At 52.4% G+C, this 17534-nt stretch carries 14 protein-coding genes; 9 read left to right on the top strand and 5 right to left on the bottom strand.

From position 1 onward, the window contains the following. Positions 1-26: 26 nt before the first annotated feature. Positions 27-1037, bottom strand: a complete 1011-nt coding sequence (gene pyrD, locus OGV77_RS19640) for a quinone-dependent dihydroorotate dehydrogenase (RefSeq protein WP_087050383.1) — start codon at positions 1035-1037, stop codon at positions 27-29. A gap of 243 nt (positions 1038-1280) precedes the next feature. Here pyrD and ssuE point away from each other — a divergent pair, with 243 nt between their 5' ends. Genes ssuE through ssuB form a run of 5 tightly spaced genes read left to right on the top strand, consistent with a single transcriptional unit; the run spans position 1281 to position 5531 of the window. Continuing rightward, positions 1281-1856 (top strand): NADPH-dependent FMN reductase, encoded by a 576-nt coding sequence (gene ssuE, locus OGV77_RS19635; RefSeq protein WP_043015780.1) that lies wholly within the window; start codon positions 1281-1283, stop codon positions 1854-1856. Continuing rightward, on the top strand, positions 1849-2823 hold the full coding sequence (locus OGV77_RS19630; RefSeq protein WP_080625450.1) for a sulfonate ABC transporter substrate-binding protein: 975 nt from the start codon (positions 1849-1851) through the stop codon (positions 2821-2823). The genes ssuE and OGV77_RS19630 overlap by 8 nt, the downstream gene beginning before the upstream one ends. Continuing rightward, positions 2820-3965 (top strand): FMNH2-dependent alkanesulfonate monooxygenase, encoded by a 1146-nt coding sequence (gene ssuD / locus OGV77_RS19625; protein WP_087051468.1) that lies wholly within the window; start codon positions 2820-2822, stop codon positions 3963-3965. The genes OGV77_RS19630 and ssuD overlap by 4 nt, the downstream gene beginning before the upstream one ends. A gap of 10 nt (positions 3966-3975) precedes the next feature. Beyond that, positions 3976-4767, top strand: a complete 792-nt coding sequence (gene ssuC / locus OGV77_RS19620; protein WP_047412294.1) for an aliphatic sulfonate ABC transporter permease SsuC — start codon at positions 3976-3978, stop codon at positions 4765-4767. Then, positions 4764-5531: an aliphatic sulfonates ABC transporter ATP-binding protein gene (gene ssuB, locus OGV77_RS19615; RefSeq protein WP_043015776.1), complete on the top strand. Its 768-nt coding sequence runs from the start codon at positions 4764-4766 to the stop codon at positions 5529-5531. The genes ssuC and ssuB overlap by 4 nt, the downstream gene beginning before the upstream one ends. A 96-nt stretch (positions 5532-5627) precedes the next feature. Here ssuB and pepN read toward each other — a convergent pair whose 3' ends face one another. After that, complete coding sequence (gene pepN, locus OGV77_RS19610; protein ID WP_100194157.1) at positions 5628-8240, bottom strand: aminopeptidase N; 2613 nt, start codon at positions 8238-8240, stop codon at positions 5628-5630. 265 nt (positions 8241-8505) lie between these two features. Here pepN and pncB point away from each other — a divergent pair, with 265 nt between their 5' ends. The 4 genes from pncB (at position 8506) to aspC (ending at position 14325) form a co-directional block, all read left to right on the top strand. After that, a complete protein-coding gene (gene pncB / locus OGV77_RS19605) occupies positions 8506-9708 on the top strand; it encodes a nicotinate phosphoribosyltransferase (RefSeq protein ID WP_043015774.1) in 1203 nt (400 codons plus the stop codon). 166 nt (positions 9709-9874) lie between these two features. After that, complete coding sequence (gene asnS, locus OGV77_RS19600) at positions 9875-11275, top strand: asparagine--tRNA ligase (RefSeq protein WP_043015773.1); 1401 nt, start codon at positions 9875-9877, stop codon at positions 11273-11275. A gap of 599 nt (positions 11276-11874) precedes the next feature. After that, a complete protein-coding gene (ompF, locus tag OGV77_RS19595; protein ID WP_075144922.1) occupies positions 11875-12951 on the top strand; it encodes a porin OmpF in 1077 nt (358 codons plus the stop codon). A gap of 183 nt (positions 12952-13134) precedes the next feature. Beyond that, positions 13135-14325 (top strand): aspartate transaminase, encoded by a 1191-nt coding sequence (gene aspC, locus OGV77_RS19590; protein WP_286502963.1) that lies wholly within the window; start codon positions 13135-13137, stop codon positions 14323-14325. Between the two features lie 52 nt (positions 14326-14377). Here aspC and OGV77_RS19585 read toward each other — a convergent pair whose 3' ends face one another. The 3 genes from OGV77_RS19585 to ldtD form a co-directional block, all read right to left on the bottom strand. Further along, positions 14378-15025, bottom strand: a complete 648-nt coding sequence (locus OGV77_RS19585; RefSeq protein ID WP_003035823.1) for an MBL fold metallo-hydrolase — start codon at positions 15023-15025, stop codon at positions 14378-14380. Between the two features lie 28 nt (positions 15026-15053). Continuing rightward, positions 15054-15602, bottom strand: a complete 549-nt coding sequence (gene mepK / locus OGV77_RS19580) for a peptidoglycan L,D-endopeptidase MepK (protein ID WP_003831948.1) — start codon at positions 15600-15602, stop codon at positions 15054-15056. A gap of 177 nt (positions 15603-15779) precedes the next feature. Next, on the bottom strand, positions 15780-17531 hold the full coding sequence (gene ldtD, locus OGV77_RS19575) for a L,D-transpeptidase (RefSeq protein WP_286502962.1): 1752 nt from the start codon (positions 17529-17531) through the stop codon (positions 15780-15782). Between the last annotated feature and the right edge of the window lie 3 nt (positions 17532-17534).

Raw genomic sequence — 17534 nt, 5'->3', positions numbered from 1 at the left:
GCCCTGGATTGTGATTAAGGTAGCATTCAGATATTGGCGACGATTTCTTTAATCAACGGCGGGCCTTTAAAAATAAAGCCTGAATAAATCTGTACGAGGGTTGCACCGGCAGCTATTTTCTCACGCGCGGCAATCACCGAGTCGATACCGCCAACACCAATAATCGGCAGATGACCTTTTAATTCCTGAGACAGCTGGCGAATAATTTCTGTACTTTTTAATTGCAATGGTCGACCGCTCAGGCCCCCCATTTGATCGCAATTTTTCATTCCCTGAACGAGAGAACGATCGAGAGTAGTGTTAGTTGCAATTACGCCATCAATATTATGACGAACTAAACTGTCAGCAACCTGGATCAGTTCTTCCAGAGAAAGATCCGGCGCGATCTTTACCACCACCGGAACATATTTATGGTGGATCGCTTGCAGATCATTTTGCTTATTTTTAATTGCCGTCAGGAGATCGTCCAGCGCCTCGCCGTATTGCAGTGTACGTAATCCCGGCGTATTTGGTGAAGAGATATTAATCGCGATATAACCGGCGTAAGCATAGACTTTTTCCATACAAATCAGATAGTCATCTTTGCCATTCTCTACCGGAGTATCTTTATTCTTACCAATATTAATCCCCAGAATACCGTCAAAATGCGATTTTTTAACGTTCTCAACCAGGTTATCAACCCCCAGGTTATTAAACCCCATGCGGTTGATCAAACCTTCCGCATCGACCAGACGGAACAGACGCGGTTTATCGTTACCCGGCTGAGGCCGCGGCGTCACAGTACCAATCTCAATGGAGCCAAATCCCATCGCGCCGAGTGCGTCAATGCACTCCCCGTCTTTATCCAGTCCGGCAGCAAGCCCGAGTGGATTTTTAAACGTCAGCCCCATACAGGTAACCGGTTTTGCGGGTACTTTCTGGCGGACAAGCGCTTCGAGCGGCGTGCCGGTAATGCGACGTAATTGCTGGAATGTCAATTCATGGGCGCGCTCTGGATCGAGCTGAAAAAGGGCTTTACGAACGAAGGGGTAGTACATGAACTCTCCTGGATTCCCGGTGTGCAAACCGGGGGCGTATTATGTGCGATCGCGAGCAAAAAGGGAATTGACCTGCGGCAATAAATAGCAATCGTTTTCCTCGCCCCTGCCTTTTTATTCAATTTCCAACTTTTCTATCCCGTATAAATCATTTCGATAAACAAAGCCTCTCTGCCAGACTGCACAAATTGTTATCAATGTTAATTAAAAGCAAACAATTGGTTATAAGTGGAGAATGAAATTATGCGCGTCATCACTCTGGCGGGGAGCCCTCGCTTTCCTTCTCGCTCCAGTGCGTTACTGGAATATGCCCGAGAAAAACTAAACGATCAGGATGTCGAAATCTTTCACTGGAATCTGCACAACTTTACCCCGGAAGACCTGATCTATGCCCGTTTCGACAGTCCGGCGTTAAAGACATTTATCGAACAACTGCAGGATGCTGACGGGCTGATTGTCGCAACCCCGGTCTATAAAGCCGCTTACTCTGGCGCACTGAAAACGCTGCTCGATTTGCTCCCCGAGCGGGCGCTGGAAGGAAAAGTGGTTTTGCCGCTGGCGACCGGCGGCAGCGTAGCGCATTTACTGGCCGTCGATTACGCCCTGAAACCGGTCCTGAGCGCGTTAAAAGCTCAGGAGATCCTGCACGGCGTGTTTGCCGATGATTCGCAGGTCATCGATTATCAACATAAACCGCAGTTTACGCCCAACCTGCAGCAGCGTCTGGACAGTGCGCTCGACACCTTCTGGCTGGCGTTGCATCGTCGCGATATCCAACTCCCTCAACTGAACACCCTGCGAGGTGCCGCCCATGCTTGATCTTCTCAAGCGTCACACGTCCTGGCTGGCGCTGACCGGGCTGTTGTCACTGTCACCCCTGGGGCATGCCGCAGAATCGGCCCCCGATGCCCTGCGCATTGGTTATCAAAAAGGAAGCGTCAGTATGGTGCTGGCTAAAAGCCATCAGCTACTGGAGAAACGCTATCCGCAGACCAAAATCTCGTGGGTTGAATTCCCGGCTGGGCCGCAAATGCTGGAAGCACTCAATATCGGCAGTATCGATCTCGGCAGTACCGGTGACATTCCGCCGATTTTCGCCCAGGCCGCCGGAGCCGATCTGGTTTACGTGGGCGTTGAACCGCCTAAACCAAAAGCCGAAGTAATTCTGGTGCCGAAAAATAGCCCGATCCAGAGCGTCGAGCAGCTTAAAGGACATAAAGTCGCCTTTCAGAAAGGTTCCAGCGCCCACAATTTACTGCTCCGCGCGCTGCAACAAGCCGGGTTGAAATTTACCGATATTCAGCCGACTTATCTGACTCCTGCAGATGCGCGAGCGGCCTTCCAGCAAGGAAACGTGGATGCGTGGGCTATCTGGGATCCCTACTATTCCGCCGCATTACTGCAAGGCGATGTACGCGTGCTAAAAGACGGTTCAGACCTCAAACAGACCGGTTCGTTTTATCTCGCAGCACGTCCTTATGCCGAGAAAAATGGTGCTTTTGTACTTGGCGTGCTGGATACCTTTAGCCAGGCCGATGCGTTAACCCTCAGCCAGCGCCAACAAAGCATTTCCCTGCTGGCTAAAACCATGGGCCTGCCCGAGCCGGTCATTGCGTCTTATCTGGATCACCGCCCGCCAACCACCATCACGCCCGTCAGCGCTTCTGTTGCCGCTCTGCAACAACAAACCGCCGATCTGTTTTATGACAACCGGTTGCTGCCAAAAAAAATCGATATTCGCCAGCGTATCTGGCAACCCACTCAACAGGCAGGAGAAAAATTATGAGTCTGAACATGTTCTGGTTTTTACCCACCCACGGTGACGGCCATTATCTGGGGACAGAAGAAGGTTCGCGCCCGGTCGATCACGGATATCTGCAACAAATTGCGCAAACAGCCGATCGCCTGGGATTTACCGGTGTTCTCATCCCAACCGGTCGCTCCTGCGAAGATGCCTGGCTGGTTGCCGCCTCGATGATCCCGGTCACCCAGCGATTAAAGTTCCTGGTCGCGTTGCGTCCAAGCGTAACCTCGCCGACGGTCGCCGCGCGTCAGGCTGCTACGCTCGACAGACTTTCAAACGGCCGGGCGTTATTTAACCTGGTGACCGGTAGCGATCCACAGGAACTGGCTGGTGACGGTGTATTCCTCGATCACACCGAGCGCTATGAAGCCTCTGCTGAATTTACTCAGGTCTGGCGGCGACTGCTGCAAGGTGAAACGGTGGATTTCAACGGCAAACATATTCATGTTCGCGGCGCGAAGCTGTTTTTCCCTCCCGTACAACAACCCCGGCCACCGCTTTATTTCGGCGGCTCGTCTGATGTCGCACAAGACCTTGCTGCCGAGCAGGTTGATCTCTATCTGACCTGGGGCGAGCCCCCTGAGCAGGTGAAAGCGAAGATTGAACAGGTGCGAACCAAAGCGGCGGCGCTTGGGCGCAAGATCCGCTTTGGTATTCGTCTGCATGTGATCGTACGGGAGACAACGCAAGAGGCATGGCAGGCGGCGGATAGTCTGATAGCCCATCTGGATGACGACACCATTGCCAAAGCCCAGGTCGCCTTCTCAAGAACGGATTCAGTTGGTCAGCAGCGAATGGCGGCACTGCACAACGGTAAACGCGACAAACTGGAAATTAGCCCGAATCTGTGGGCAGGTGTTGGACTGGTTCGCGGTGGCGCGGGTACCGCGCTGGTCGGAGATGGTCCTACCGTCGCGGCGCGTATCAACGAGTATGCCGCACTGGGAATCGACAGCTTTGTGTTGTCCGGGTATCCGCATCTGGAAGAGGCGTACAAGGTTGGCGAGCTGCTGTTCCCTCACCTGGATGTCGCTATACCAGAAATTCCGCAGCCACAACGCCTGCAACAACAAGGCGAAGCGGTGGCAAACGAATTTATCCCGCGCAAAGTCGCGCAAAGCTAAGGAGCTGCGAATGACAACGCCGAAAAACAGGTGGTTATTGCGCCTCGCGCCCTGGTTTTTACCGGTAGGTATGGTGGCGCTCTGGCAGCTCGCATCATCAATGGGCTGGCTGTCCACCCGCATCCTGCCCTCACCGGAGGGCGTTGTCGAAGCCTTCTGGACGCTTTCCGCCAGCGGCGAGCTTTGGCAGCATCTGGCAATCAGCTCATGGCGCGCGCTGATCGGATTCTCCATCGGTGGATCGATTGGCCTGACGCTGGGACTGATCAGCGGTCTTTCGCGTTGGGGAGAACGTCTGCTGGATACTTCGGTGCAGATGCTACGTAACGTACCGCATCTGGCGCTGATCCCGCTGGTAATTTTGTGGTTCGGTATTGATGAATCCGCCAAGATCTTTCTCGTCGCCCTGGGCACGCTGTTCCCGATTTACATTAACACCTGGCATGGGATCCGTAATATCGATCGTGGGCTGGTAGAAATGGCACGCAGCTATGGGTTGTCCGGCTTTTCACTGTTCCTTCATGTGATCCTCCCAGGAGCCCTGCCCTCAATTATGGTCGGCGTACGTTTTGCTCTCGGACTGATGTGGCTGACGCTTATCGTCGCAGAAACCATTTCAGCCAATGCCGGTATCGGTTACCTGGCGATGAACGCCCGCGAATTTCTGCAAACCGATGTGGTCGTGGTGGCCATTATTCTCTACGCCCTGCTCGGCAAATTGGCCGACGTCAGCGCCCAATTGCTGGAGCGAATCTGGCTGCGCTGGAACCCGGCTTACCATGTGAAGGAGGCTACCGTATGAATACCGCTCGCTTGAACCAGGGCACGCCGCTGTTGCTGAGCGCCGTGACGAAACAATACGCCGCCAATACGGTGCTCAATCAGTTAAATTTGCACATTCCGGCCGGACAATTCGTTGCCGTGGTTGGCCGCAGCGGCGGTGGTAAAAGCACGTTGCTGCGTCTGCTGGCTGGACTGGAGTCCCCCTCCTCAGGCGCATTACTTGCCGGAACCACCCCACTGGCGGATATTCAGGATGATACGCGAATGATGTTTCAGGATGCGCGCCTGCTGCCATGGAAGACGGTTATCGATAATGTGGGCCTGGGTCTGAAAGGTCAGTGGCGCGATGCGGCCCGAGATGCGCTGGCCGCAGTTGGGTTGGAGAGTCGTGCTCGCGAATGGCCGGCTGCGCTGTCCGGTGGACAAAAACAGCGTGTGGCCCTGGCGCGGGCATTAATTCATCGCCCCGGTTTGCTGCTGCTGGACGAACCCCTCGGCGCTCTGGATGCCCTAACCCGCCTTGAAATGCAGGATCTGATTGTTTCTTTATGGCAAGAGCACGGCTTTACCGTTCTGTTGGTCACTCATGACGTCAGCGAAGCGGTGGCAATGGCCGATCGCGTATTGCTGATTGAGGATGGAAAAATCGGGCTGGATCTGACGGTGGATATTCAGCGCCCCCGCCGTTTGGGATCGGTGCGGTTAGCCGAGCTGGAAGCGGAAGTGTTGAACCGGGTCATGAAACGCGGCGAGACGGAACAACCGATCCGTCGACATGGATAAACACTCAGAAAACAAGGCCCGGTAGCGCTTACCGGGCCTTTTGCCGGATGGCGGCGTTACCGCCTTATCCGGCCTACTAAACTACAGGTCAACGTTTCAGGCTAACGCTTTGTCAATCTTCTCATACAGATCGCCGGAGAGATTCTCCAGACCTTTCAGCTGTTCCAGCGCCGCACGCATCTTCGCCTGACGTTTTGCATCATAACGTTTTAAGCGAATCAGCGGCTCAATCAGACGTGATGCCACCTGAGGGTTACGGCTATTGAGTTCAGTCAGCATGTCGACCAGGAACTGATAGCCGCTACCATCTTCCGCATGGAATGCCGCCGGGTTGCTACCCGCAAAGGCACCGATCAGAGAACGGATTCGGTTCGGGTTACTCATACTGAAAGAGCGATGCTTCAGCAGGCCACGAACCGTTTCCAGCACGTTTCTCGCCGGGCTTGTGGATTGCAGGATAAACCATTTGTCCATCACCAGGCCGTCATGGTGCCACTTATCGTCATACTCCTGCATTAGCGCGTCGCGACAAGGCAGTTGTGCCGCCACTGCCGCCGACAGCGCCGCCAGCGCATCGGTCATGTTGTTGGCTTCGCGGTACTGCTTGCTTACCAGCGTGTCAGCCAGATGGGTTTCGCCAAAGGCCAGGAAACGTAGGCAGGCGTTACGCAGCGTACGCTTGCCAATATCGGCATGCTCAACGCGGTACTCATCAAGATGATTAGCGTTATAGATGGCGAGGAATTCATCCGCCAGCTCGGCTGCCAGCGTGCGGGTTAACGCTTCGCGTACTTCGGTTATCGCCACCGGATCGATGATATCAAACAGTTCTGCAATTTCGTTTACTGAAGGCAGCGTCAGGATCTCTGCCGCCAGCGCCGGATCGATTTTCTCATCCAGCAGAATTGCGCGGAATGCATCGGCCACGTGTACCGGCAGCGACAGCGGCTGGCCCTGCTGATGCCGGGCAACGTTAAGCTTAATATAGGTCGCCAGCAGGCTTTGCGCCGCGTCCCAACGAGAGAAATCGTTACGCGCATGACGCATCAGGAAGGTCAGTTGCTGATCGCTCCATTTGTATTCCAGTTTGACCGGCGCGGAGAATTCGCACAGCAGCGCCGGAACCGGCTGGAAGTAGACGTTATCAAAGACAAACGTCTGCTCTGCCTGAGTGACGTTCAGTACGGAATTCACCGGATGCCCGCCTTTTTGTAACGGGATCACTTTCCCTTCGTTGTCATACAACTCAAGGGCGAAAGGAATATGCAGCGGCTGTTTTTCGGCCTGATCCGGCGTGGCCGGCGTGCGCTGGCTGATAGTCAGCGTGTACTGCTCAGTTGACGGATTGTAGTCATCACGCACGGTCAGAATCGGCGTACCGGACTGACTGTACCAGCGGCGGAAATGCGAGAGATCGACGTTGGACGCATCTTCCATCGCCTGCACGAAATCATCACAGGTGGCAGCACTGCCGTCGTGACGCTCAAAGTACAGTTGCATCCCTTTCTGGAAGTTAGCCTCACCCAGCAAGGTGTGGATCATACGAATCACTTCAGCGCCCTTTTCGTACACGGTCAGGGTATAGAAGTTGTTCATTTCGATGACCATATCCGGACGGATAGGATGCGCCATTGGGCTGGCATCCTCGGCAAACTGCAGGCCACGCATGGTACGCACATTGCTGATCCGGTTTACCGCACGTGAGCCGAGATCGGAACTGAACTCCTGATCGCGGAACACGGTTAACCCTTCTTTCAGGCTCAACTGGAACCAGTCGCGACAGGTCACGCGGTTGCCGGTCCAGTTGTGGAAATACTCATGACCGATGACGCGCTCAATATCGAGGTAGTCTTTATCGGTGGCGGTATCGGTACGTGCCAGCACATATTTGGAGTTAAAGATGTTCAGACCTTTATTCTCCATCGCGCCCATGTTGAAGAAATCCACGGCGACAATCATATAGATATCGAGGTCATACTCGAGGCCAAAGCGCTCTTCATCCCATTTCATGGAGTTTTTCAGCGAGGTCATCGCCCACGGCGCGCGGTCAAGGTTGCCGCGATCGACGTACAGTTCCAGCGCTACTTCACGCCCGGAACGGGTAGTAAAGGTGTCGCGAAGAACGTCGAAATCGCCGGCTACCAGCGCAAACAGATAGCACGGTTTCGGGAACGGATCCTGCCACTGTACCCAGTGACGACCATTTTCCAGTTCCCCCTGCGCCACGCGGTTACCGTTGGAGAGCAGGAACGGATATTGGGTTTTATCGGCGATAATTTTGGTGGTAAAACGCGCCAGGACATCAGGCCTGTCGAGATACCAGGTAATATGACGGAAACCTTCCGCTTCACACTGGGTGCACAGCGCGTCGCCGGACTTGTACAGTCCTTCCAGCGCGGTATTGGCCGCTGGGCTAATTTCATTCACGATACGCAGCGTAAAACGTTCCGGCAGTTGATTGATGACCAGAGCGCCCTCTTCTTCTTTATACTCTGTCCACGGCTCGTCGTTCACGTGGATCGACACCAGAGTCAGATCTTCGCCATTCAGGCGCAGAGGCGCATCAGGCGCGCCATGACGGACAGCCTGGCTCACTGCGGTGACCACGGTTTTTTCAGCATCCAGGTCAAAGGTCAAGTCAATATCAGTAATCTGGTAATCCGGCGCACGATAGTCGTGACGGTATTTGGCTTGTGGCTGTTGTGTCATAAAAAACCTTTAGCATCTTTGGTAGAGTCTCGGCTTCAGTCTATTCCTGTTGCGTAAATCGCGCTACGCAGAATGTTCATCTTTTCAGGCACAAACACCCTTTTTGCTACATTTTTATAACACGCGGCACGAAATGCCCTCGACCAGAAAGACAGCTTATGGTGTGATCGGGGTTCAATAAATCGCTAAACAGGGTATACTCCAGCGGTTTTCTTAGTTGTTTATTGTACTAAACGCTCCCGTGAGAGGATGCTACTGCGCACCTATGACACAATTCGCTTCTCCTGTTCTGCACTCGCTGCTGGATACAGACGCTTATAAGTTGCATATGCAGCAAGCCGTTTTTCACCACTACTATGATGTACAAGTAGCGGCTGAATTTCGTTGCCGTGGCGATGACCTGCTCGGTATTTATGCCGATTCTATTCGTGAGCAGGTGAATGCTATGCAACACCTGCGACTGCAGGAGGACGAGTACCAGTGGCTCTCCGGCCTGCCTTTCTTTAAAGCTGATTACCTCACCTGGTTACGTGATTTCCGCTATAACCCGGAACAGGTTTGCGTCACCAATGATAACGGTAAGCTAAACATCCGCTTAACCGGTCCGTGGCGTGAAGTGATTATGTGGGAAGTCCCGCTGTTGGCGGTGATTAGTGAGCTGGTACACCGTTACCGTTCGCCCGAATCAGGCGTCCCGCAGGCACTCGATGAGCTGGAAAGCAAACTAGTAGAATTCTCTGCTTTAACGAAAGATGTCGATATGTCCCGCTTCCATCTGATGGATTTCGGTACGCGCCGGCGTTTTTCGCGCGAAGTGCAGCAAGCTATAGTTAAACGCCTGCAGCAAGAGTCCTGGTTTGTCGGCACCAGTAACTACGATCTGGCCCGCCGCCTGTCATTAACCCCAATGGGTACGCAGGCGCATGAGTGGTTCCAGGCTCATCAGCAAATCAGTCCTGAACTTGCTACCAGCCAGCGCGTAGCCCTTGCCGCCTGGTTAAATGAATATCCTGACCAACTCGGCATTGCATTGACCGATTGCATCACCATGGACGCGTTTTTACGCGACTTTGGCGTTGAGTTCGCTACCCGTTACCAGGGCTTACGTCACGACTCAGGCGATCCGGTAGAATGGGGTGAAAAAGCCATCGCCCATTATGAAAAACTGGGCATTGATCCGCTGAGCAAAACGCTGGTGTTTTCAGATAATCTCGATCTGAAAAAAGCGATTGAGCTATACCGCCACTTCTCTTCTCGCGTGCAGTTGAGTTTTGGCATTGGGACACGACTAACCTGCGATATTCCCCAGGTTAAGCCGCTCAATATCGTTATCAAACTGGTGGAGTGTAACGGCAAACCAGTAGCGAAGTTATCTGACAGCCCGGGTAAAACCATCTGCCATGATAAAGCGTTTGTTCGCGCACTGCGCAAAGCCTTCGATCTCCCGCATATCAAAAAAGCCAGTTAAGCCTTCCAGGGAGCCATTTTGGCTCCCTTATTCGCGTTTATTTCCGAAATCTTTCACTCCAGCTACGAATTCTGCTTGTCTGATTGCAGATGCCAGGTAACATAGGTATCCCCCCATTACGGGTGGACATGTGTTTATATATCCGACTATTAACAGAGAGAATATTATGAGCGTTGTGCCTGTAGCCGACGTACTCCAGGGCCGCGTAGCCGTTGACAGCGAAGTCACCGTGCGCGGATGGGTGCGTACCCGCCGAGATTCAAAAGCTGGCATCTCCTTCCTCGCCGTTTATGACGGTTCCTGCTTTGATCCTGTACAGGCCGTCATCAATAATTCTCTGCCCAATTACAATCAGGACGTACTGCGCCTGACGACGGGTTGTTCAGTTATCGTAACGGGTAAAGTCGTTGCATCACCTGGACAAGGACAGAGCTTTGAAATTCAGGCCACTGAGGTTGAAGTAACGGGCTGGGTTGAAGATCCTGACACCTACCCAATGGCAGCTAAGCGTCACAGCATTGAGTATCTGCGTGAAGTGGCGCACATGCGTCCGCGTACCAACATGATTGGTGCAGTCGCGCGTGTACGCCATACGCTGGCGCAAGCTCTGCATCGTTTCTTCCACGAGCAGGGTTTCTTTTGGGTATCGACTCCGTTGATCACCGCTTCCGATACGGAAGGTGCCGGTGAAATGTTCCGAGTGTCTACGCTGGATCTGGAAAACCTGCCGCGTAACGATCAGGGCAAAGTCGACTTCGATAAAGACTTCTTTGGTAAAGAAGCCTTCCTGACCGTTTCTGGTCAGTTGAACGGTGAAACCTATGCCTGCGCCCTGTCCAAAATTTATACCTTTGGTCCGACGTTCCGTGCAGAAAACTCTAACACCAGCCGTCACCTGGCAGAGTTCTGGATGCTGGAGCCAGAAGTGGCTTTCGCCGACCTGAACGATGTTGCAGCTCTGGCTGAAGCGATGCTGAAGTACGCGTTTAAAGCCGTACTGGCAGAGCGTGCAGATGACATGAAATTCTTCGCTGAACGTGTCGACAAAGACGCGATTTCGCGCCTGGAACGTTTCATTGACGCAGACTTCGCTCAGGTGGATTACACCGACGCGGTTAGCATCCTGGAAAAATGCGGCAAACAGTTTGAAAACCCAGTTTACTGGGGTGTGGACTTGTCTTCTGAACACGAACGTTACCTTGCTGAAGAGCATTTTAAAGCGCCGGTGGTGGTTAAAAACTACCCGAAAGATATCAAAGCGTTTTATATGCGCCTTAACGAAGACGGTAAAACCGTTGCAGCAATGGACGTACTGGCTCCGGGAATCGGTGAAATCATCGGTGGTTCTCAGCGTGAAGAGCGTCTGGACGTACTGGATGCCCGTATGCTGGAGATGGGTCTGAACAAAGAAGATTACTGGTGGTATCGCGACCTGCGTCGCTACGGTACCGTGCCACATTCCGGCTTCGGTTTGGGCTTCGAGCGTCTGATCGCTTACGTTACCGGCGTACAGAACGTCCGTGATGTTATTCCGTTCCCGCGCACCCCGCGTAACGCTACGTTCTAAACCTGCATTTAGAGACAAAGGCCAGCATTGCTGGCCTTTTTTATAGCCACATCACATTTTGGGATCCCCCTCCCGCGTTAAACACAACCCTTCCTCTTCTCCCTTCCTGTTACGTAATATTTCACCGCAACACATTTGAACAAAAAATAATCAGTATTTTTATTGTGGATTAGCATTTTCTGACTAAATAGTACATTTTCTAACCATTTGCACGGCGCTCCGGACGTCCAAAAATAGCCATCTGTAAAACAGAAACTTCCTGTCAGATCAGAGAAAAATGGGGATTATCTAAATTAAACATAAGAAAATCATATAAATAGAAATAGAAGCGGTGATTTTTAGCGCAGAGACATCTGAAGTTTGAAGTTGTTCACAAAGTTGCACAAAAATAACATTTAGTTACACATTTTTTCTTTTTGAAACTAAATCTTTATCTTTGTAGCACTTTGACGGTAGCGAAACGTTAGTTTGAATGGAAAGATGCCTGTCAGACACATAAAGACACCAAACTCTCATCAATAGTTCCGTAAATTTTTATTGACGGAATTTATTGGCGGCAGTGGCAGGTGTCATATAAAAACCGATGAGGGTAATAAATAATGATGAAGCGCAATATTCTGGCAGTGGTTATCCCTGCTCTGCTGGTAGCCGGGGCAGCTAACGCTGCAGAAGTTTATAACAAAGATGGCAACAAAGTAGACATCTACGGTAAAGCTGTGGGTCTGCACTATTTTTCCAAGCACAACGGTGATAACGCCTACGCGCCTAACGGCGATCAGACCTATGCCCGTCTTGGTTTCAAAGGGGAAACTCAGATTAACGACCAACTGACCGGTTACGGCCAGTGGGAATACCAGTTCAGCGGCAATAACGCAGAAGGCGGTGACGATGCCCAGAAAGGCAACAAAACCCGTCTGGCGTTTGCTGGTTTGAAATTTGGTGACGCAGGCTCCTTCGATTACGGTCGTAACTACGGCGTTGTATACGATGCTCTGGGTTACACCGATATGCTGCCAGAATTCGGTGGTGATACCGCTGCTTCTGACCAGTTCTTCTCCCAGCGTAACGGCGGTCTCGCAACCTACCGTAACTCTAACTTCTTCGGTCTGGTTGAAGGCCTGAACTTCGCTGTACAGTACCTGGGTAAAAACGAACGCTCTAGCAGCCCAACCCGTTCTAACGGCGACGGCGTTGGCGGTTCCGTAAGCTACGAAATGGATGGTTTCGGTATCGTCGGTGCTTACGGTGCAGCTGACCGTACCAACGCGCAAGAGCAGCTGGCCTATGGCCGCGGCGCGAAAGCTGAGCAGTGGGCGACCGGTGTTAAGTACGATGCGAACAACATTTACCTGGCAGCGAACTACAGCGAAACCCGTAACGCAACCCGTATCTCTAACGGTTATGCTAACAAAACTGAAGACGTGCTGTTGGTTGCTCAGTACCAGTTCGACTTCGGCCTGCGTCCGTCCCTCGCCTATACCAAATCTAAAGGTAAGGACATCGAAGGAATCGGCGACGTAGATCTGGTGAACTACTTCGAAGTGGGTGCGACTTACTACTTCAACAAAAACATGTCCACCTATGTTGATTACATCATCAACCAGATCGATTCTGACAACAAACTGGGCGTAGGCTCTGACGACACCGTTGCAGTGGGTATCGTTTACCAGTTCTAATAGCAGACCTCTTTGTTAAATGCCTAAAAAACAGGACTTCGGTCCTGTTTTTTTATCTCTGCTAGCGGATTCTTGCGTCTTAAAAAAACACCTCAGCTTTTCGTCAGTAACGGTTGGCATTTTGTAAATCTACCGTTAACCTGATAGCGGACTTCCCTTCTGTTATCACTATGGAACCTCGTCATGTTTGAGAACATTACTGCCGCTCCTGCCGACCCCATTTTGGGTCTGGCTGATTTGTTTCGTGCCGATGACCGCCCTGGAAAAATAAACCTGGGGATCGGTGTATATAAAGATGAGACAGGCAAAACGCCGGTACTGACCAGCGTTAAAAAAGCCGAGCAATATATACTGGAAAATGAAACCACCAAAAATTACCTTGGCATCGACGGTATTCCAGAGTTTGGTCGCTGCACTCAGGAATTACTGTTTGGTAAAGAGAGTTCGCTTATCAACGACAAACGCGCACGTACAGCTCAGACCCCTGGCGGCACTGGCGCATTGCGTGTGGCAGCTGATTTCCTGGCTAAAAACACCTCAGCTAAACGCGTATGGGTGAGCAATCCTAGCTGGCCGAACCATAAGAGTGTCTTTAACTCTACCGGTCTGGAGGTTCGTGAATACAACTATTACGATGCAGCGAATCACTCATTAGATTTTGATGCGCTGCTGGCAAGCCTCAGCGAAGCGCAGGCTGGCGACGTGGTGTTATTCCACGGCTGCTGCCATAACCCAACCGGTATCGATCCTACGCTGGAGCAGTGGCAAACGCTGGCTCAGCTTTCTGTCGAAAAAGGTTGGTTGCCGCTGTTTGACTTCGCATACCAGGGCTTTGCCCGCGGTCTGGAAGAAGATGCAGAAGGTCTGCGCGCATTTGCAGCGCTGCACAAAGAGCTGATCGTCGCAAGCTCCTATTCCAAGAATTTTGGTCTGTACAATGAGCGCGTAGGTGCTTGTACGCTGGTGGCTGCCGATGCTGAAACCGTCGACCGTGCATTTAGCCAGATGAAATCCGCCATTCGTGCTAACTATTCCAACCCACCAGCACACGGCGCATCCGTAGTCGCCACGATTCTGAGCAACGACGCACTGCGCGCCATCTGGGAACAAGAGCTGACTGATATGCGCCAACGCATTCAGCGCATGCGTTTACTGTTCGTGAATACGCTGCAGGAGAAAGGTGCAAACCGCGACTTCAGCTTTATCATCAAACAGAACGGCATGTTCTCATTCAGCGGCCTGACCAAAGAGCAGGTTCTGCGCCTGCGTGAAGAGTTTGGTGTCTATGCCGTCGCTTCCGGACGCGTAAACGTGGCAGGGATGACGCCAGACAATATGGCGCCGCTGTGCGAAGCGATTGTCGCAGTACTGTAATCTATCGCGCACAAAAAAGGCCGCAATAGCGGCCTTTTTATTAATCTGTGTGTTACCAGACGGGCATTTCATCCTGCAGGAACGGGTTATGTAGCCGTTCGTTACCCAGCGTAGAAAGAGGGCCGTGACCCGGAATAAACGTCACGTCATCACCCAACGGCAACAGTTTACGTTTAATCGAATCAATCAATTGGCTGTGATCCCCGCGAGGAAAATCGCTGCGCCCTACGCCACCTTTGAAAATCACATCACCTGAAATCAGTAACTTTGATTGTTCATCAAAGAAGACCACATGTCCTGGCGTATGACCCGGACAATGCAGCACCTGTAACGTTACATTGCCCACGCTTACCCGGTCGCCTTCATTCAACCAGCGATCCGGCGTCAGCGGCTCACAATCGCCCAGGCCAAACATGCGACTCTGAGCAGGGAGTCCTTGTAGCCAGAACTCATCTTCTTTTTCCGGGCCAATAACTGGTACACCATAATGCTGTGCCAGTTCAGCCGCCGCGCCTACGTGATCAAGATGACCATGGGTAAGCAGGATCTGCATAAGCGTCAGACCGCTGGCATCCACTTCCTGTTTGATTTTCTCGGCATCTCCGCCAGGATCGACCAGCGCGGCCAGACGAGTCTGCTCACACCAGATCAACGAGCAGTTCTGGGCGAATGCAGTGACCGGAATAATACGATAGTTCATACAGCTCCTGTTTCATTAAGCTTATGGATCACCAGTGCCGTGCAGGCCCGGTGTCGATATGCACAAAGTTACTGCTGGGGTAGTATCCTACACCACCTGCGCGCATAGATAACGCAGCTTTGCGAATATTGCTTAATGCGATGCCTTCGATATGGAAATCCATGGCCTGGCCTTTAGTGTGGTAGCTTTTCTTTGCCACACCGCGGCTGCGCGCACGGAGTTCGTTATTGGTATCGATAGAGCGATAGCCTGAGATAAGCTGTACGGGTTTACGCGTGCCCAGCAGGCCCTGCAGACGGAAGAGTTGATCAAACAGTCCCGGGTCAATGGATTTCACTTTATTGGCCCGAAAATCACGGAAAAAGTGGTTAAGTTTTGCTAATTCGTCCTGAATATAGCCCCTGCCATCAAAAAACTCTGCTTTTATTGACTCACCAGTATGCAGGTTATTCAGAGTCAATATACGCGGACGTGGGGTAGAGAGTGTGGCAAACGCAGGCGTAGGCAGGATGGCAGCGCCGAGGGCAATGCCACCAAGCGCCAGCAGTTTGCGGCGATTAGCGTCAAATTTGTCCATGGTATTAAGGTCTACAAGGTCAATGTTATCGTATGTATGCTCTAGCGCACGCAGGAAACCTTATCTGGCTAAGTAGTCCACGTCAAGGCTCCCAACCCCAGGAAATACGGGGCTTGCAGCCATTTCGCCCCGTTTCCAACATAACTTACGACAATCATTTTCCTCGAACTGCTTCATTTATCTGATTAATTGTTCGGCTTTTGACACAATTTGTGCACTGGATCGCGCTGTCAGATCGTAATTGTAAATATCTGTACGATACTGCGTACGACCATCAGGGCCAACAAATGCGGTCAGATAGTAGAGGTTGACCGGGATATTCTGGCGAATATTCACGTACCGCGTATCCCCTTGCTTCAGGGCATCCGAGATGCGCGTATCATTCCAGCCCGCATCCTGTAGCAGCATATTTGCCAGCTCAGAGGCCTTATTCACCCGCACGCAGCCGGAGCTTAATGCCCGCGTATCCTTCTGGAACAGATTGTGGTTCGGCGTGTCGTGCAGATAAATAGCGTCCGAACTCGGCATGTTGAATTTATAGCGTCCGAGCGAGTTACGCGCTCCCGGAGCCTGCTGGAAGCGGAACGGCAGATTGGAGGCAGTGATGGTAGCCCAGTCTACCTGCCACGGATCTATCGTCTCTTTGCTGTTCCAGCCGCGCATCACGGTATAACCGTGACGCTCAAGATACCCCGGATCATTCCAGACCTTAGGCAGGATATCTTTTCGGGCCAGCGTTGGCGGCACGTTCCACGGCGGGTTAACGACTACGTTATTCAGCGCGCTGCTCATCATTGGCGTTTTACGATCGGGACGCCCGACGATCACGCGCGAGGCCAGCAACTGATTGCCGTTCTGATAATAAACCAGTGAGTAGGCAGGAATGTTCACCATGATACCGGTAGACAACTCACCAGGCAGCAGGCGCAAGCGCTGAATATTTAATGCCAGCACCCCCGCACGCTGAGCCGGCGTCACGTTCAACCAGTCACGCGTCGCAGGGCCAATCGCACCATCGGCTCCAAGCCCCTGCCACGTCTGAAAACGCTTTACCGCGTCAACAAGTTCACGATCGTAAGCGCTACGACCTTCTTTGGCAGCCGGACTGACAACAGATTCCAGCATCCCGGTGCGCCACAAAATTTCACGCAGCGCAGGGATGTCGTTACTCCACTCTCCTGGACGCAGCGTTGCGGTACTGGTTAACTGCGGCCAGGGGCGCGTATCGCCCACCAGCTTGAGCAATGATTCATGCATTGCCGCATACTGTGGATGCTGAGGTGCCAGGTTGGCAATAAACGAAGTCAGTTGACCATTATCCAGCGCCACCTGCCACTGATTGATCACGGAAATTGGTGGGGTCGTCAGCGCATAGGGCTTATTACTATAGAGCCAGCGATTACCTTTGACGGGGATGTTGGCGATAAAGTGCAGATAGCCCATCATCGCATCAGAGAGGACGATGTCCCGCGCCTGGCCCGTAACTGCCGGGTCAGTCAGAAGTGCGACCCAGGTAGTAAACTGCGGCTGAAAACCGGCAATCGCCACCTCGGCTAACTGTTGCTGAAAGGCTTTTACCGCATCACGATTTTCCCACATCGGTTTCATTTCGCGTGCGGCATACAGCAGTTCCAGCTGGCTCATATAAACCGGGGTATAGCCCGCTGGAAGTTGAGATTGTAGTTCAGCGCGGGCGTTATCAATTGACACCCCCTCAGGCAGCGGTTGAATACCCGCCATGATAGCCGTCGCGGAAGATTGAACCTGCGGCTGTGATAACGCTGTTGGCTGTTCACTGACGGTCGCTGAGCTATCGCCAGGGATCATTTCAGGCTCATCGGCCTGCGCATTGAACAGTGGAGCGAATGTTACGGCCAGGCACAAACTGATTGCCGACAGCCGACGACCACACATTTTATTAAGCAACATCCC

This window comes from Citrobacter sp. Ce129, from assembly GCF_030334545.1.
Classification (GTDB): Bacteria; Pseudomonadota; Gammaproteobacteria; order Enterobacterales; family Enterobacteriaceae; genus Citrobacter; species Citrobacter europaeus.
The sequence above is the reverse complement of the archived record's forward strand: the minus strand, read 5'-3'. Positions and strand labels throughout refer to the sequence as shown.

What these genes read in the sequence shown, in the direction of transcription:
- OGV77_RS19585 (WP_003035823.1), bottom strand. Translation starts at nt 15,025, where the DNA reads ATGAACTATCGTATTATTCCGGTCACTGCATTCGCCCAGAACTGCTCG.
- OGV77_RS19630 (WP_080625450.1), top strand. Translation starts at nt 1,849, where the DNA reads ATGCTTGATCTTCTCAAGCGTCACACGTCCTGGCTGGCGCTGACCGGG.
- ssuB (WP_043015776.1), top strand. Translation starts at nt 4,764, where the DNA reads ATGAATACCGCTCGCTTGAACCAGGGCACGCCGCTGTTGCTGAGCGCC.
- pepN (WP_100194157.1), bottom strand. Translation starts at nt 8,240, where the DNA reads ATGACACAACAGCCACAAGCCAAATACCGTCACGACTATCGTGCGCCG.
- ssuD (WP_087051468.1), top strand. Translation starts at nt 2,820, where the DNA reads ATGAGTCTGAACATGTTCTGGTTTTTACCCACCCACGGTGACGGCCAT.
- ldtD (WP_286502962.1), bottom strand. Translation starts at nt 17,531, where the DNA reads ATGTTGCTTAATAAAATGTGTGGTCGTCGGCTGTCGGCAATCAGTTTG.
- ssuC (WP_047412294.1), top strand. Translation starts at nt 3,976, where the DNA reads ATGACAACGCCGAAAAACAGGTGGTTATTGCGCCTCGCGCCCTGGTTT.
- pncB (WP_043015774.1), top strand. Translation starts at nt 8,506, where the DNA reads ATGACACAATTCGCTTCTCCTGTTCTGCACTCGCTGCTGGATACAGAC.
- asnS (WP_043015773.1), top strand. Translation starts at nt 9,875, where the DNA reads ATGAGCGTTGTGCCTGTAGCCGACGTACTCCAGGGCCGCGTAGCCGTT.
- aspC (WP_286502963.1), top strand. Translation starts at nt 13,135, where the DNA reads ATGTTTGAGAACATTACTGCCGCTCCTGCCGACCCCATTTTGGGTCTG.
- ompF (WP_075144922.1), top strand. Translation starts at nt 11,875, where the DNA reads ATGATGAAGCGCAATATTCTGGCAGTGGTTATCCCTGCTCTGCTGGTA.
- ssuE (WP_043015780.1), top strand. Translation starts at nt 1,281, where the DNA reads ATGCGCGTCATCACTCTGGCGGGGAGCCCTCGCTTTCCTTCTCGCTCC.
- mepK (WP_003831948.1), bottom strand. Translation starts at nt 15,602, where the DNA reads ATGGACAAATTTGACGCTAATCGCCGCAAACTGCTGGCGCTTGGTGGC.
- pyrD (WP_087050383.1), bottom strand. Translation starts at nt 1,037, where the DNA reads ATGTACTACCCCTTCGTTCGTAAAGCCCTTTTTCAGCTCGATCCAGAG.